The 14,039-nt window shown below is 71.8% G+C and carries 14 protein-coding genes and 1 pseudogene; 7 read left to right on the top strand and 8 right to left on the bottom strand.

The genetic code is table 11. The annotated features are described in order from the left end of the window. Both M7D61_RS04220 and M7D61_RS04215 read right to left on the bottom strand, forming a co-directional pair. Positions 1 to 492, bottom strand: a 492-nt coding sequence (locus tag M7D61_RS04220) for a polyprenyl synthetase family protein (RefSeq protein WP_298227928.1), incomplete at its 3' end; no start/stop codon positions are given. Beyond that, a complete protein-coding gene (locus M7D61_RS04215) occupies positions 489 to 1,205 on the bottom strand; it encodes a class I SAM-dependent methyltransferase (protein WP_298227927.1) in 717 nt (238 codons plus the stop codon). The genes M7D61_RS04215 and M7D61_RS04220, both read right to left, overlap by 4 nt. 93 nt (positions 1,206 to 1,298) lie before the next feature. Between M7D61_RS04215 and M7D61_RS04210 the strand changes: the two genes are divergently transcribed. Then, complete coding sequence (locus M7D61_RS04210; protein ID WP_298227930.1) at positions 1,299 to 2,534, top strand: isochorismate synthase; 1,236 nt, start codon at positions 1,299 to 1,301, stop codon at positions 2,532 to 2,534. Between the two features lie 10 nt (positions 2,535 to 2,544). Here the strand turns inward: M7D61_RS04210 and menD are convergent, their stop codons facing one another. After that, complete coding sequence (gene menD, locus M7D61_RS04205; RefSeq protein ID WP_366083736.1) at positions 2,545 to 4,425, bottom strand: 2-succinyl-5-enolpyruvyl-6-hydroxy-3-cyclohexene-1-carboxylic-acid synthase; 1,881 nt, start codon at positions 4,423 to 4,425, stop codon at positions 2,545 to 2,547. 37 nt (positions 4,426 to 4,462) lie between these two features. Between menD and M7D61_RS04200 the strand changes: the two genes are divergently transcribed. Beyond that, the gene (locus M7D61_RS04200) at positions 4,463 to 4,816 is read left to right on the top strand and encodes a DUF4229 domain-containing protein (RefSeq protein ID WP_298227923.1); all 354 of its coding nucleotides are present in this window, start codon (positions 4,463 to 4,465) and stop codon (positions 4,814 to 4,816) included. Here the strand turns inward: M7D61_RS04200 and M7D61_RS04195 are convergent. After that, positions 4,748 to 5,704, bottom strand: coding sequence for a 1,4-dihydroxy-2-naphthoate polyprenyltransferase (locus M7D61_RS04195; RefSeq protein WP_298227921.1), 957 nt, complete (start codon positions 5,702 to 5,704; stop codon positions 4,748 to 4,750). The genes M7D61_RS04200 and M7D61_RS04195 overlap by 69 nt on opposite strands. Positions 5,705 to 5,738: 34 nt before the next feature. Further along, a complete protein-coding gene (locus tag M7D61_RS04190; RefSeq protein WP_298227920.1) occupies positions 5,739 to 5,996 on the bottom strand; it encodes a hypothetical protein in 258 nt (85 codons plus the stop codon). A gap of 172 nt (positions 5,997 to 6,168) precedes the next feature. Here M7D61_RS04190 and M7D61_RS04185 point away from each other — a divergent pair, with 172 nt between their 5' ends. Genes M7D61_RS04185 through M7D61_RS04175 form a run of 3 tightly spaced genes read left to right on the top strand, consistent with a single transcriptional unit; the run spans position 6,169 to position 8,986 of the window. Continuing rightward, on the top strand, positions 6,169 to 6,834 hold the full coding sequence (locus tag M7D61_RS04185; protein WP_298227918.1) for a response regulator transcription factor: 666 nt from the start codon (positions 6,169 to 6,171) through the stop codon (positions 6,832 to 6,834). Further along, positions 6,831 to 7,988 carry a sensor histidine kinase gene (locus M7D61_RS04180; RefSeq protein ID WP_298227916.1) on the top strand — a complete coding sequence of 386 codons (1,158 nt, stop codon included), beginning with the start codon at positions 6,831 to 6,833 and terminating at the stop codon, positions 7,986 to 7,988. Before M7D61_RS04185 ends, M7D61_RS04180 begins: the two co-directional genes overlap by 4 nt. Further along, positions 7,985 to 8,986, top strand: coding sequence for a hypothetical protein (locus M7D61_RS04175; protein WP_298227915.1), 1,002 nt, complete (start codon positions 7,985 to 7,987; stop codon positions 8,984 to 8,986). The genes M7D61_RS04180 and M7D61_RS04175 overlap by 4 nt, the downstream gene beginning before the upstream one ends. On the opposite strand, the gene M7D61_RS04170 is transcribed toward M7D61_RS04175, so the two are convergent. Next, positions 8,973 to 10,046, bottom strand: coding sequence for an AMP-binding protein (locus M7D61_RS04170; protein ID WP_298227913.1), 1,074 nt, complete (start codon positions 10,044 to 10,046; stop codon positions 8,973 to 8,975). The two genes, M7D61_RS04175 and M7D61_RS04170, sit on opposite strands and share 14 nt — an antisense overlap. Beyond that, positions 10,046 to 10,936 carry a 1,4-dihydroxy-2-naphthoyl-CoA synthase gene (locus tag M7D61_RS04165; protein ID WP_298227911.1) on the bottom strand — a complete coding sequence of 297 codons (891 nt, stop codon included), beginning with the start codon at positions 10,934 to 10,936 and terminating at the stop codon, positions 10,046 to 10,048. The genes M7D61_RS04170 and M7D61_RS04165 overlap by 1 nt, the downstream gene beginning before the upstream one ends. Before the next feature lie 104 nt (positions 10,937 to 11,040). Here M7D61_RS04165 and M7D61_RS04160 point away from each other — a divergent pair, with 104 nt between their 5' ends. Further along, on the top strand, positions 11,041 to 12,030 hold the full coding sequence (locus tag M7D61_RS04160; protein ID WP_298227909.1) for an o-succinylbenzoate synthase: 990 nt from the start codon (positions 11,041 to 11,043) through the stop codon (positions 12,028 to 12,030). Here M7D61_RS04160 and M7D61_RS04155 read toward each other — a convergent pair. Then, positions 12,014 to 13,567: an amino acid permease gene (locus tag M7D61_RS04155; RefSeq protein WP_298227907.1), complete on the bottom strand. Its 1,554-nt coding sequence runs from the start codon at positions 13,565 to 13,567 to the stop codon at positions 12,014 to 12,016. The two genes, M7D61_RS04160 and M7D61_RS04155, sit on opposite strands and share 17 nt — an antisense overlap. A gap of 183 nt (positions 13,568 to 13,750) precedes the next feature. On the opposite strand from M7D61_RS04155, the pseudogene M7D61_RS04150 reads away from it, so the two are divergent. Next, a pseudogene (locus M7D61_RS04150) lies at positions 13,751 to 14,039 on the top strand (glutamine synthetase); the annotation flags it as partial.

Genomic DNA, 14,039 nt, shown 5'->3' with positions numbered 1-14,039 from the left:
GAAGGTGTCGGCCTGCAGCTTGATGGCCCGCTCGCCGAGCCGCGCGATGAGCTGGCTGGCGCGGGCGAAGAGCAGGTCGCCGGTGAGCACCGCGACCGCGTTGCCGTAGACGAGCTGCGCGCTCGGAACGCCGCGGCGCTGAGTCGCGTCATCCATGACGTCGTCGTGGTAGAGCGAGGCGAGATGGGTGATCTCGATCGCCTCCGCGGCGAGGATGACGCGGTCGTTGACCCCGTCGCCGAGCTGCCCCGCGAGCAGGGTCAGCATCGGCCGCACCCGCTTGCCGCCGGCTTGGAACAGGTAGCTGGCCGTCACATCCGCGATCTCGTCGGCGAACCTCATCTCGTGGATGAGACCCGATTCGACACGCTCGAGGCCGTCGTCGATGATGCGCGCGAGCGCGCGGTCGGCCGGCCCGGCGAAGAGGCGCTCGGTGAAACCGACGCTCGAGAGGAACGTCGAAGAGCGGCGGGCCGCGACGGGCGCGGTCACTCTGCCATCCCGCCCGGCTTCACGCCGCGGTGCAGCGCGACGATGCCGCCGGTGAGGTTGCGGTACGCGACCTGCTCGTAGCCGGCCGCGCGCAGCCACGCGGCGAGGGTGCGCTGCTCCGGCCAGTCGCGGATGGAGTCCATGAGGTACTCGTAGGCGGCGGGGTTCGACGAGGCGGCGCGCGCGAGCAGCGGCATCCCGTACCTGAGATAGGCGAAATAGCCCGCGCGCACCGAGGCCAGCGGCGGGCGCGAGAACTCGCAGACGACGAGTCGGCCGCCCGGCTTCGTGACGCGGAAGAACTCGGCGAGCGCAGCCCGCGGGTCGACGATGTTGCGCAGCCCGAACGAGATCGTCACGGCGTCGAAGCTCGCATCGGCGAAGGGCAGCGCGGTGGCATCCGCCTGCACGAACTCGATGCCGGCATCACCGGCGTGGCGCGCGCGACCGACCCCGATCATGCCCTCGCTGAAGTCGGCGGCGACCACGTGCGCGCCCGTTCGAGCCAGCGCGGCCGAACTCGTGCCCGTGCCGGCGGCGACGTCGAGGATGCGCTCCCCGGGCCGTGGGCCGACGGCGCGGGTGGTGGCGATGCGCCACAGCGCGTCGTTGCCGACGGAGAGGATCGCGTTGGTGCGGTCGTAGTGCTGGGCGACCTCGTCGAACATCGCCGCGACCGCGCCGGGCTGCTTGCTGAGGTCGGCCTTCTGCACCCCTCCAGCTTAGGGCGCAGGCGCTGGGCGTAGCCTGGTCTGGTGCCATCCGCCGCTGCTCTGACGACCGCGTTGCGCGTCGTCACGAAGCCGCTGGCGGGGGTCGAGACACTGCTCGGCTACGCCTCGGCGACGCACCCGCTGGTGTGGCTGCGCGGCGGCGCGGGCATCGTGGGCGTCGGCGAGGCGCTGCGGCTGACGTTCTCGGGGCCGGATCGCGTGCGGGATGCCGCAGCGGCCTGGCGCTCGATCGCCGCCGCCGCGACGGTCGAGGACCCGTTCGGCCTGCCCGGCTCGGGCCTCGTCGCCTTCGGGGCGTTCGCGTTCGCCGACCGGTCCTCGAAGGAGAGCGTTCTCATCGTGCCGTCCGTCGTGATCGGGAGGCGCCGCGACCGGACCTGGGTCACGCGGATCGAGGCCATCGACACGGCTCGACCGTCGACGGCGGGCGAAACCCGCGACGGTGACCGAGGCGGGGGCGAACTGCCGATCGCCCCGAGCCGGCTGGGCACCGAATACCGCCTCGCCATGCTGCCGGGCCTGCAGACCTCGGCGGGGTACCGCGCAGCCGTGGAATCCGCCGTTTCGCGCATCGCGGCGGGCGAGGTCGACAAGGTCGTGCTCGCGCGGGATCTGCACGCGCATGCGCCGGCCGGCGCCGATCTGCGCCGCGCGCTCGCCCGCCTGCAGTCGGGCTATCCCGACACCTGGACTTTCGCGGTCGACGGATTGCTCGGCGCAAGCCCCGAGACGCTCATCGAGGCGACCGGCCGGTCGTTCAACTCGGTCGTGCTCGCCGGCACCGCGTCCCGCGGCGCCGATGCCGCGGCGGACCGCGCCGCCGCCGCCGAGCTCGTCGCCAGCGCCAAGGACCGCGCTGAGCACGGCTTCGCCGCCGACAGCGTCCTCGAGGCGCTGCGCCCGCACGCCGCGACGCTCGACGTCAGCGCCCCCGAAACCCTCAGACTGCCCAATCTCTGGCACCTCGCGACGACCATCTCGGGGCGGCTCGCGGACGGGGCGAGCACGCTCGACCTCGTCGCCGCACTGCACCCCACCGCCGCCGTCGCCGGCACGCCGACCGATGCCGCACTGCGCCTCATCGCCGAGCTCGAGCCGTTCGACCGCGGGCGCTACGGCGGCCCGGTCGGCTGGATCGGGGCCGACGGCTCGGGCGAGTGGGCGCTGGCGCTGCGGTGCGCCCAGGTCGAGGAATCCGGCGATCTCACCGCCTATGCGGGCGGCGGCATCGTCGCGGGCAGCGATCCGGTGCTCGAACTCGCCGAGACGACGATGAAGTTCCGGCCCATCGTCGAGGCGTTCGGCTGAGCAGCAACCGCTAGGGCGTGAGCGGCACCTCGATGAGCGTCGCCGGCGCACTCAACGCACTCAGCGCCTGGTCGAGCTCCCCCCGCGTGGCCGCGCGCCGGTACGTCCAGCCGTAGGCGCGCGCCAGCGCCGCGAGATCGACCTCGCGCGGCGTCGTCATCACGCGGCGGAACGCCCTGGGGTCGGCGGTGCCTCGAACCTCGAGGGTGTCGAAGATCGTGCCGCCGCCGTCGTTGCCGACGATGACCTGGATCGGGGGCATCGTCTCGTCGGGGGATTGCAGCAGGGCGCCGGCGTCGTGCAGCAGGGTGAGGTCGCCGAGCAGCACCCGGACGACTCCGCCATGAGCGATGGCCCGGGGGGCCGGCACGCGGTCGGCCGCGGGCGAGAGCCCGGTGACCGGTTCTGGAGCCGACGGAACCCCGCGGAGCCCGAGCCCCACCCCGATCGCCGTCGACACCGTGCCGTCGATACCGGCGAGCCCGCGGTTCGCGATGACCCGCAGCTTCTTGCCCGGTGCGGCGCGGTCGAGATCGCGGGCGAGGCGGGATGCCCCGACGACGAGCCGATCGTGCGGCCAGGTGAAGCGCCACACCGCCTCGACGAGCATCCGGCGCGTGACGGGCTCGCGCACGGCGGCGAACTCGGCTTTGACGTAGTCGCCGTAGGCCTTCGGGTCGCGGGAATGGGATGCCCCCTGGTCGGGCGCGCGCTCGTCGGCGCGGCCTTCGCCCTGGGCCTCGAGCAGCGCGCGGCTCGCGCGCACCCAGCGGCCCAGCCATTCCTGCTCGGCGCTGCGAGGTGCGGCGGACAGCCCTTCGGGCTCGGCTTTTGCAGCTCTGGGCCGCACCTCGCGCATGACTTCGATGTCGCCGACCGCACGCGCCCGGTGGCCGGGGTTGTAGAAGTCGGGGCGGGACCGGTCGACGACGAAGACCTCGACACCGTCGCGCTCGAGCAGCGCGGGCACCTCGCGCGAGAGCGTGGGATGCCCGAACACGATCGCGCGCTCGACCCGCCCGCCGAAATCCGCATCGCTCAGCAGCTCGCGATAGGCGACCACGAGGTTCGGCCCGAAGTGCGCTCCCGAAACGACCTCCGCCAGGAGCGGCCAGCCGCCTTCGCGGGCCACGCGCTCGGCCTCCTCGCCCGCCGCCGCTCCCGCGACGACGACGGTGCGCGGACCGACCCCGACGGCTTCGACCCGCCGCCGAGCCGATAATCGCGCATGGTCCTGGCCCGCGGCACTGTGCAGAATCGTCGGCTCGGCGAGGGGGGACGACGCGGGCGCGGTCCATCGCGACGACAGCGGGGCGCGGAAGGCGAGGTTGAGGTGCGCGGGCCCCGGGCCATACTCGCCCGCCGCGGCCGCGGCGAACAGCTCTCGAGCGAGGCCGGCCGGGTCAGAGCCCCCCGCCGGGCGGCGGCCGCCCGCGCGAGCCTCGGCTGGAGCGTCGCTCTCGGCAAGGGCGTCCGCATCCCTGGCCCACGGCGTCGCGGTGCCGAACAGTCCGGCCTGGTCGGATGTCTGGTTCGAGCGGATGCCGCGCAGCTCGTCCGGCCGGTCGGCGGTGACGACGATGAGCGGCACGTTCGCGGCACGGGCCTCGAGCACGGCCGGGTGCAGGTTGGCGGCGGCGGTGCCGCTCGTCGTGACGACGACGGCCGGGACGCCGGTCTCGATGCCGATCCCCAGCGCCGTGAACCCCGCAACGCGCTCATCGATGCGCACCTGCAGCGCGATGGCCCCCGCGCGCTCGAACTCGGCCGCGACCAGGGCGAGCGCCTGCGAGCGCGAGCCCGGGCTCAGCACGACGTGACGCACCCCTGCCTCGACAAGCCCTGAGAGCAGGGCGGCGGCATACGCGGTCGACGCCGCCTCAGCCACCATGAAGGTCATGCTAATCGCGGCGTGGGAGGGTTGACGGATGAAGAAGATCGGCGCCTGGGTGCTGTACACCGTGCTGCGGCTGCTCATGTTCGCGGTGCCGCTGGCGGTCCTGTTCCTCGTCCTCCCGCAGCAGTACTGGATCTACAGCACGATCGCCGCGGCGCTCATCGGCTTCGCCCTGTCGTACCTCATCCTGGGCAGGCCCCGCCGGGCCGTCGCCGAGCAGCTCGCGAGCATCGGGAAGAAGGGCCCCGCCGCGCCCAAGCCCGGCGGCGACGAGGATGCCGAGGACTCGGCGGTCGATGCCTCTCAGCCCGCCGCTTCAACTCCAGGTGTACGCCGCCCAGAGGGCGATCCCGTAGAGCAGAGCGACAAGCCCGCTGAGCTGTAGCGCGATGACGAGCTCGCGCGGGGTGCGGGCCGTCCAGGCGATGATCACGGCGGGCAACGCGATGAAGAGCACGAGCAGCCCCAACCAGCCGAGTGTGTAGAACAGTGCGACGAGGACGAGCATCGCGAACGGCAGCAGCGTCAGCACCGTGTAGAGCGCCTTCGATGCCGTCGACCCGATGAGCACCGAGAGGGTGCGCTTGCCGGCGGCGCGGTCGGTCTCGATGTCGCGCAGGTTGTTGACGACGAGGACGGCGCAGGCGAGGAATCCCGCCGCGACGGCCCCCCACCAGCCCTCGAGCGTCACGGACCCGACCTCGACGTACTCCGTGCCGGCGACCGCGGCGAGGCCGAAGAAGGCGAAGACGAAGACCTCGCCGAGGCCGTGATAGCCGTAGGGGCGCTTGCCGCCCGTGTAGAACCACGCGGCAACGATGGCCGCGGCGCCGACCGCGAGCAACCACCAGAGCTGCGTGCGCACGATGACGACGACGCCGGCGATCGCGGCGACCGCGAAGAACGCCAGCGCGACCGCGAGCACGGTGCGCGGCCTCGCCCGGTCCGAGGCGGTAAGCCGCCCCGGACCGACCCGGTAGGCGTCGGTGCCGCGGATGCCGTCGGAGTAGTCGTTGGCGTAGTTGACGCCGATCTGCAGCGCGAGCGCGACGCCGAGGCAGGCGAGCCCGAGCGCCCAGTGCACGCTGTGCGCGCCGGTCACCGTCGACGCGGCACCCGTGCCGATGAACACCGGGGCGATGGCGAGCGGCAGGGTGCGCAGCCGGGCCGCGGCCACCCAGTCGCCGAACCGGGCCGGCGCGACGGCGCCGGGCCTGCGGGAGCGGGCGGGATTGCCGGGACGACGGGAGGGCTTCTTCGCGCGAGTGCTCACCCGCGCGATTGTATCGACGCCGCTTGGCGCGCTCTTATGCGCGGCCGGGGCGCGTCGGGCCGAGGCACTCGCGCCGGATCCATTCGGCGGTGTCGGCAGAAGCGCCGGGATGCGCGATCGCACGCGGCCCGAGCTCGGGGAACCGCGAGACGATCTGGCGCAGCTCGGAGTCGGTCAGGCGGGTGCCGTTGAGCTGCTCCTGCGCGACGTCGTAGTCCGACTTCAGCGCCTGGCCGAGTAGTGCCCGAAACTCGTCGCCCTCACCGTAGAACGAATGAACGCTGACGCTCACGCCGGCACCCGCCTTTCCCCCACGGAATCTCAGAGAGATCCGGACCCCGATCCGACATTCCCAAACCGAGGAGGTCGACCGCTACTTGCAGTTCTGATGCCACCCGTTCGGGGGGTGGCCGCGCTCCGCCGCCAGCGCTGCCACCGACGCAGCTGCGCAGTAACCTCATGCCGTGGACGCCCCCGCACCAGCAGGTCTCGATGGCGCGGCGAGCGCGGCGTCGCGGATCGCGCTCGTCGAGGACCACGAGATCGCGGCGCTCGGCTTCGCACAGCTGCTGTCGGGGCATCCCGACTTCGACCTCGTCGCGACCGCGTCGACCGTCGCCGGATTGGACGGAGCCTGGCCCGTCGATCTCGTCGTCCTCGATCTGAGGCTCTCCGACGGCTCGGAACCCGGCCAGAACGCGGCGAAGCTTCGCGCACGCGGCGCCGAGGTCCTCGTGCTCACCGCGGGCGACAGCCCCGCACTGGTGCGCCAGGCGGCGCGCGCCAACATTCTCGGGATGGTGCGCAAATCGGAACCGGCCGAGGTGATCCTCGACGCGGTGCGGGCCGCGCTGCGCGGCGAGACGGTTGCAACCACGGAGTGGGCGGCGGCGATCGACGCCGACGCGGCTATCGCGGATGCCGGCCTCAGTCCGCGCGAGCGCGAGGTGCTCGCGCTCTACGCCTCCGGCCAGAAGGCTCAGGCCGTCGCCTATCGCACCGGGCTCTCCCGGGCGACGGTGACGCAGTACCTCAGCCGCATCCGCACCAAGTACGCCATGGTCGGCCGGCATGCACCCACCAAGATCGACCTCAACCAGCGCGCACGCGAAGACGGCCTGCTGCCGTGAACGAGGCATCCGACCGGCTGCAGCGCCTCATCTTCCTGCTCGGCGGGGTCGGGGGACTCATCTTCCTGGCACTCGGGATGCAGTCGGCTCAGCGCCAGTTCGCGGTCATGGCGACCTGGCTCGGCTGGCCGACCTTCGCCGTGCTCGCCGTGCTCTGCGCGGCCATGTCGGCGATCGCCCTCGTCGCGCCGCTCCCCGCGGTGCGCCTCGTCGTCGTCGGCTACCTCGCATGCTTCGCCGCCATCGAGGCGCTCTGGCTCTTCGCCCAGCATGCTCCGGAGCTGCCCGGCATGGAGGCGCCCTGGCCGACCCAGATCGTCGCCGTCGGCTCGACCTTCGCCGCGACAGCCTGGCGGCCGCGCTACGCCTGGCCCTACATCGCCGCCGTCACCGGGTGGGGCGGAGCGCTGCGCTTCTACGCCGACGACCGCGTCGTCACGCTGCTCGCGACCGAGGACTTCCTCCAGGGGCTCCTCGTCTCGACGATCCTCGCCTCGCTCGCCTACCTGGTGAAGCGCGCGGCGCGGGCCCACGACGACGCGGCGAACGTGATCCGGGCGGACGCCGCACAGCTCGCCTCCGCGCGCGCTTACGCTCTGCAGCACGCCCGGTTCGGCGCGCTCATCCACGACGAGGTGCTCGCGCTGCTCGTTCCGGCGGGGCGAGCGGATGCCGACCTCCGCGCGCCGCTGCGCAGCGCTGCGGCCCTCACCCTCGAACACCTCGCCGACGTGCGCGCCGCCGGCGGCCGAATCCCCCCCGGACCGGTCCGCCCCGACGAGGCGGCCGCGCGGCTGCGCACGGCGGTGCCGTACGCCTCGGTCGCGTTTCGCACCGATGCCGACCGGGCCGCGCCCGTACCCTCCGAGGTCGTCGAAGGGATGACGGTCGCACTCACCGAGGCGGTGCGCAACAGCCGGAAGTACGCCGGCAGGTCGGCGCGCTGCGAAGTCGTCGTCGCGCTGCTGCCGACGGCCGTCATCGTCACGATCGCCGACGACGGGTCGGGGTTCGATCCCCGCCGCGTGCCGAAGGAGCGCCTCGGCATCCGGGTGAGCATCGTCGAGCGGATGGCCGCGATCGGCGGCGGCGCGACCGTGAGCAGCGCCCGCGGCAGCGGGACGACCGTCACCCTGGAATGGCGCGACTCGTGAGCGACCTGACCCGCGTCGACTCGTCGTCGGTGTTCCGGCTCGTGGGCTGGGGCGCCCGCGTCGTGCTGCTCCTCTTCATCGCGACGCAGGCCGTCCTCGCGCTCGCCGACCTTCCCAATGTGATCGCCCCCTGGCCGACGCTCGTCGCACTCCTGCTGGTGTGCAGCGGCGCCGTCGTGCTCACGCTCGTCAACCGGCACCCATACCCGATGGTGCTGGTCGTCGTCATCTACGCGATCGTCGCGGCGAGTACGATCCTCGTCGACTGGAACCTCCCCGCCGGCCCGCCGGGCTACCGGAGCTGGCACTGGGGAGCGCTGACCTTCATGCTCTTCGTCCTCGCGCTGCGCGATCGCATCTCGGCGGCGTGGATCGGCTTCGGCATCATGGCCGCGATCAACGTCGTCTGGGAGATGCAGACCGGCCGCGGCTGGCTCGACGCGGTCGGCAACCTCGATCGCAACGCCGGATTGCTCCTCATCGCGACCCTCTTCGCGGTGAGCCTGCGCGGCGCGGCCCGGGCGATCGAGAGTGCGCAGGCCGCGCAGCTCGCCCTCGCGGCACAATCGGCGGCGGCGGAGACCACCCGGCGCGAGCTCGAGATCCAGCTCGCCATGCTCGAGGCGCTCGCGCGCCCGGCCCTCGAGCGCCTCGCCGCCGACGGGCCTCTCTCCGACGAGGACCGCGCGTGGTTCGCCCGCGTCGAGACCGAGCTGCGCGACGCGCTGCGAGCGCGTCACCTGCTCACCGCGGCGATCCGCCAGACGGCGTCGGAGGCGCGGCGGCGCGGCGTCGAGGTCGTGCTGCTCGACGACCGCGGCCCCTGCGACCTGCCGGACGACGCCATCGCCCGCATCGAGGAGGCGCTCGACGCCGCTGTGCAGCTCGACGGTGTCGAGCGCATCACCGTGCGGCTGCTGCCCGAGGACCGCGACGAGATCGCGACGGTCGTCGCCGACCGCGGCGACGAGACGACTGCGGTGACTATCGCGAGCTGAGGTCGGCGGCGAGACGCTGCCGGTCCGGTTTGCCGGAAGGCAGCAGCGGGATTCCGGCGACGGTGATGACGCGCGCGGGCTGCGCCGCACGGCCGAGGGATCCCCCGACCGCCGCCCGCACCCCGGCGAGGTCGGCCGTGCCCGTCGTCACCACGACGGGCACCTGCCCCCACTCGTCGTCGTCGAGCGCGACGACGACGGCGTCCGCGAGGCCCGGCAGAGCCGTGACGGCCTCCTCGATGAGTTCGAGCAGCACCTTCTCGCCGCCCGAGATGATGACGCTGTCTCGACGGCCGCTGATCGAGAGCGTCCCGTCCGCGGCGAGCGTGCCGAGGTCGCCGGTGCGGTACCAGCGGGTGCCGTCCGGGTCGATGGCGAAGGATCGGGCGATGCGCTCCGGGTCGTCGAGGTAGCCGGTCGTCAGCACGGGGCCGGTGACCTCGACCTCGCCGGCGGCGCTGATCCGCAGCCGCACGCCCGGCAGCGGGTGGCCGTCGTAGACGCAGCCGCCGCACGTCTCGCTCGAACCGTAGGTGCGCACGACCCGCACGCCGAGCTCGTCGGCGATTTCGAGGAGCCGCGACCTCGTCGGCCCGCCGCCGACGAGCACCGCGTCGAAGGAGCGCAGCGCGACGAGCAGCTCGGCGTCGGCGGGGACGGCGTCGAGGAGGCGCTGCAGCTGCGTCGGAACCACCGAGACGTACCGGGATTCCCCCGTCATCGCCCCCGCCGCGTCGCGGAACGCACCCGGATCGAAGTGCCCCTCGGGCAGGTAGACCGGCTCGGTGCCCGCCGCGATCGAACGCACCAGCACGTTCTCGCCGGCGATGTACCGGGTCGGAAGACAGAGCAGCCACTGGCCCTGCCCGTCGAGCCAGGCGGCCGAGGCGCGTGCGCTCGCGAGCAGCGCCCGGGCGGATTGCGGCACCCGCTTCGGCGCCCCGGTCGAGCCGGACGTCTCGATGACGAGGGCGGTCTCTGCACCGGAATCCAGTGCCGTCCGCAACCGCTCCAACTCCTCCCGCGGGTCGGCACGCGGGCTGGGATACGGCTCCGCCATCAGTACTGCCAGGGGAAGTCGGTCCAGTCGGGCTCGCGCTTCTCAAGGAAGGCATCGCGGCCTTCGACCGCCTCGTCGGTGCCGTAGGCGAGGCGCGTCGCCTCGCCGGCGAAGACCTGCAAGCCGACCATCCCGTCGTCGGCCGCGTTGAAGGCGAACTTGAGCATGCGGATCGCAGTCGGCGACTTGCCCAGGATCGTCCGCGCCCATTCGATCGCGGTGGTCTCAAGCTCGGCGTGCGGCACGACCGCGTTGACAGCGCCCATCTCATAGGCGCGCTGCGCCGAGTACTCCTGGGCGAGGAAGAACACCTCGCGGCCGAACTTCTGCCCGACCTGGCGGGCGAAGTAGGCGCTGCCATAGCCGCCGTCGAAGCTGCCCACATCGGCATCCGTCTGCTTGAACCGGCCATGCTCCCGGCTCGCGATCGTGAGGTCGCACACCACGTGCAGCGAGTGGCCGCCGCCCGCCGCCCAACCGGGCACGACGGCGATGACGACCTTCGGCATGAAGCGGATGAGGCGCTGGACCTCGAGGATGTGCAGCCTTCCGGTGGCGTGCGCGCCATCGGCGTACTGATACCCGTCCTTCCCACGAATCCGCTGATCCCCGCCGGAGCAGAAGGCCCAGCCGCCGTCCTTCGGCGACGGGCCGTTGCCGGTGAGCAGCACGACGCCGATCCGCGGGTTCGTTCGCGCGTCCTCGAGGACTCCGTAGAGCTCGTCGACCGTCTGCGGCCGGAACGCGTTGCGCACCTCGGGCCGGTTGAACGCGACGCGTGCGATGCGCCCGTCCAGGCTGTGATGGTACGTCACGTCGGTCAGTGCGCCGAAGCCGTCGACGCACTGCCACACTGCCGGATCGAAGATTTCAGAGACCGCGTTCGCCACCGTCCCAGCCTATTTCCCCTGCGAGTCGCCGGAACTGCCCGTTCGGCGATCGCAGGATCAGTCGTTTCGGCGATTCGCGACGGTGGTGGGGCCAGGATGGAGGCATGGCGCTGCCCGGGCTCGATGAGGTGCTCGAGACGCTGCACGTCGTGGCGCTGCCCCTGGCGACGCGGTTCCGCGGCATCACGGTCCGCGAGGCGGCGGTGTTCGAGGGCCCGAGCGGCTGGACCGAGTTCAGCCCCTTCATCGAGTACCAGGACGCCGAGGCCTCGACGTGGCTTGCGGCGGCCTACGACTTCGGCTGGGGCGGCCTGCCAGAGCTCCGCCGCGACAGCATCCGCGTCAACGCGACGGTGCCCGCCGTCGCAGCCGCGGACGTCGCGGGCGTCCTCGCGCGCTTCCCCGGGTGCCGCACGGCGAAGGTCAAGGTCGCCGAGCCGGGGCAATCCCTCGCCGAGGACGTGGCACGCGTCGCCGCGGCGCGCGAGGCGTTCGGCCCCGTGGGCCGCATCCGTGTCGACGCCAACGGGCTGTGGAACGTCGACGAGGCCGAGCACGCGATCCACGCGCTCGCCCCCTACGACCTCGAATACGTCGAGCAGCCCTGCACGACGATCGACGAGCTCGCCGAACTGCGCGCGCGCCTCCGCGACTGGGATGTCGCGATCGCCGCCGACGAGAGCGTGCGCAAAGCATCCGACCCGCTCGCGGTCGCCCGGGCCGGCGCCGCCGACGTGCTCGTCGTCAAGGCGCAGCCGCTCGGCGGAATCCGCGCCGCCCTCGCCATCGTGGCGGAGGCCGGCTTGCCCGTCGTCGTCTCCAGCGCCATCGACACCTCGATCGGCCTCGCGATGGGCGCTTTCCTCGCCGCCGCCGTTCCCGACCTCGGCTACGACTGCGGGCTCGGCACCGCGGCCCTGCTCGGCGCCGATGTCACGGCGTCCCCGCTTCTCCCCGTCGACGGTGCGATTCCCGTCGCACGCGTGTCGGCGGATGCCGCCCTGCTCGCGCAGCACGCGACATCCGCCGATCGCCGTGACTGGTGGGTGCAGCGCATCACGCGCTGCCACCAGGTGCTTACGGCTCGGGAGTAGCCCCCGCCTCTTCGGCCTCGAGGACGACCTCGTGCTGGAGCGCCGCGATGTCCTCCTGCTGCGGGTCGCCATGAAGGCCCCCGGAAAGCGCGTACTCCTCCTCCGGCGAGAGGACCAGCTTGGTGCGGCTGAACACCGCGAACAGGATGACGCCGACGACGAACACGATCGCGATCGCGATTATCGCGCCTTGGAACGCGGGAACGAAGAGCAGCGAGACGAAGGCGATCAGGGCGATAAGGCCCGCGTAGACGGCCCCCGGGTAGCCCCACGGGCTCCGATACGGACGATTCGCGGCCGGGAACCGGCGGCGCAGGATGATGAACGACACCATCTGCAGCACGTACGAGATGACCGCACCCCACACCGCGATGTTGAGCACGATGCTGCCGGCGGCCGAACTGCCCGAGTACTGGGCGATGAACAGCGTTGCGAAGCCGAGCACACCACCCACGATGAGCGCGAGCCACGGCGTCTGGGTCGTGCCGGTGAGCGAGAGGAACTTCGGGTAGTAGCCCGCTCGTGACAGCGAGTACATGTTGCGTCCGTAGGCGAACATGATGCCCTGCAGCGAGGCGAGCAGACCGATGAGAGCGAAGATCGCGAGGATGCCGACCACGCCGTTCGAATCCGTGCCGAGGATCGCGCCGAACGCGTCGAGCAGTGGTTGCAGCGAGGCGCCCGTGCCCTTGGCGCCGAGCACCGCGGAGTTGAGGAAGATGATGATCGCGCCGGTCACCATGAGGGTTGCGAGCGCGATGACTCCGCCGCGCGGAATGTCCTTCGTCGGGTTGTGCGACTCCTCGGCCGCGAGCGGGAGCTCTTCGATCCCCAGGAAGAACCAGATCGCGAACGGGAGGGTGGCGAGGATGCCGGTGAAGCCGCCGGGAAGGAACCCGCTCGGCGCGCCATCAGCCGGCGACTCGGTCAGGGTGTCGAAGTGCAGGCTGCCGGTCGCCGCCGCGAGGATCGCGAAGAACACGATGATCGCGATCGAGATCACCGACACGATGATCGCGAAGCGGAACCCGACCGCGGCCCCCAGCGTGTTGAGCCCGATGAAGGCGGCATAGAGGATGACCCACCACAGCCACGGCGGCAGGCTCGCGCCGGTGAGCAGGTGCAGCGCGGAATCCGCGTACTGCTGCGAGAAGAACACGACGACCGCGGTCGTCATGACGTACTCGATGGTCTCGGCGAGGCCCGTGACGAAGCCGCCCCACGGCCCCATTGCGGCGCGGGCGAACGAGTAGGCGCCGCCGGTGTGCGGCATGGCGGCGCTCATCTCGCCGATCGAGTAGAAGAGGCCGAAGAACATGATTCCGACCGCGATCGTGGCGACCAGCAGGCCGCCCCAACCGGCCGTCGGGATGCCGCCGTTCCAGCCGCTGAAGTCCCCCGAGATGACCGCGGCGACGCCGAGGCCCCAGATCCCCCACACTCCCGCGGATCGCTTGAGTTTGCGTTTCTCGAAGTAGCTCGCATCGACGGTCGTGTAGGTGACGCCGGCGGTGCTCACCCGCTCGTGCTCGGCCATGTGAGTCCTCCTGGATTGGCGTGCGACACGAGCCTGTCGCGCGCTGAGATTTGGCGAAAGCATAGGGAGTCTTAAGGCCTGACAACAGACCTTTGCATGTAACGACCGTGTAAATCTCTGGGCAAACCGCGGCGCATCGACGTGATTCAATGGTCGACAAGACGACCTTGAGGAGGGGGCAGCATGGCCCAGCCGACCGGATATCTCAGCATCGACGAACTGGCCGGGTTCGTCGCCGCGGGCGATATCGACACCGTCATCATCGCCTTCACCGACATGCAGGGCCGGCTCGTCGGCAAGCGCACCTCGGCACGCCTCTTCCTGGAGGAGGTCGCAGCGCACGGCGCCGAGTGCTGCAATTACCTGCTCGCCGTCGACGTCGAGATGAACACCGTCGGCGGCTACGCCATCTCGTCGTGGGAGCGCGGCTACGGCGACATGGTGATGAACGCCGACCTCGCGACGCTGCGCG

The sequence above is a fragment of the Gryllotalpicola sp. genome, from assembly GCF_027352875.1.
Lineage (GTDB): Bacteria > Actinomycetota > Actinomycetes > Actinomycetales > Microbacteriaceae > Gryllotalpicola.
This window is presented reverse-complemented; position numbering and strand designations above follow the sequence as displayed.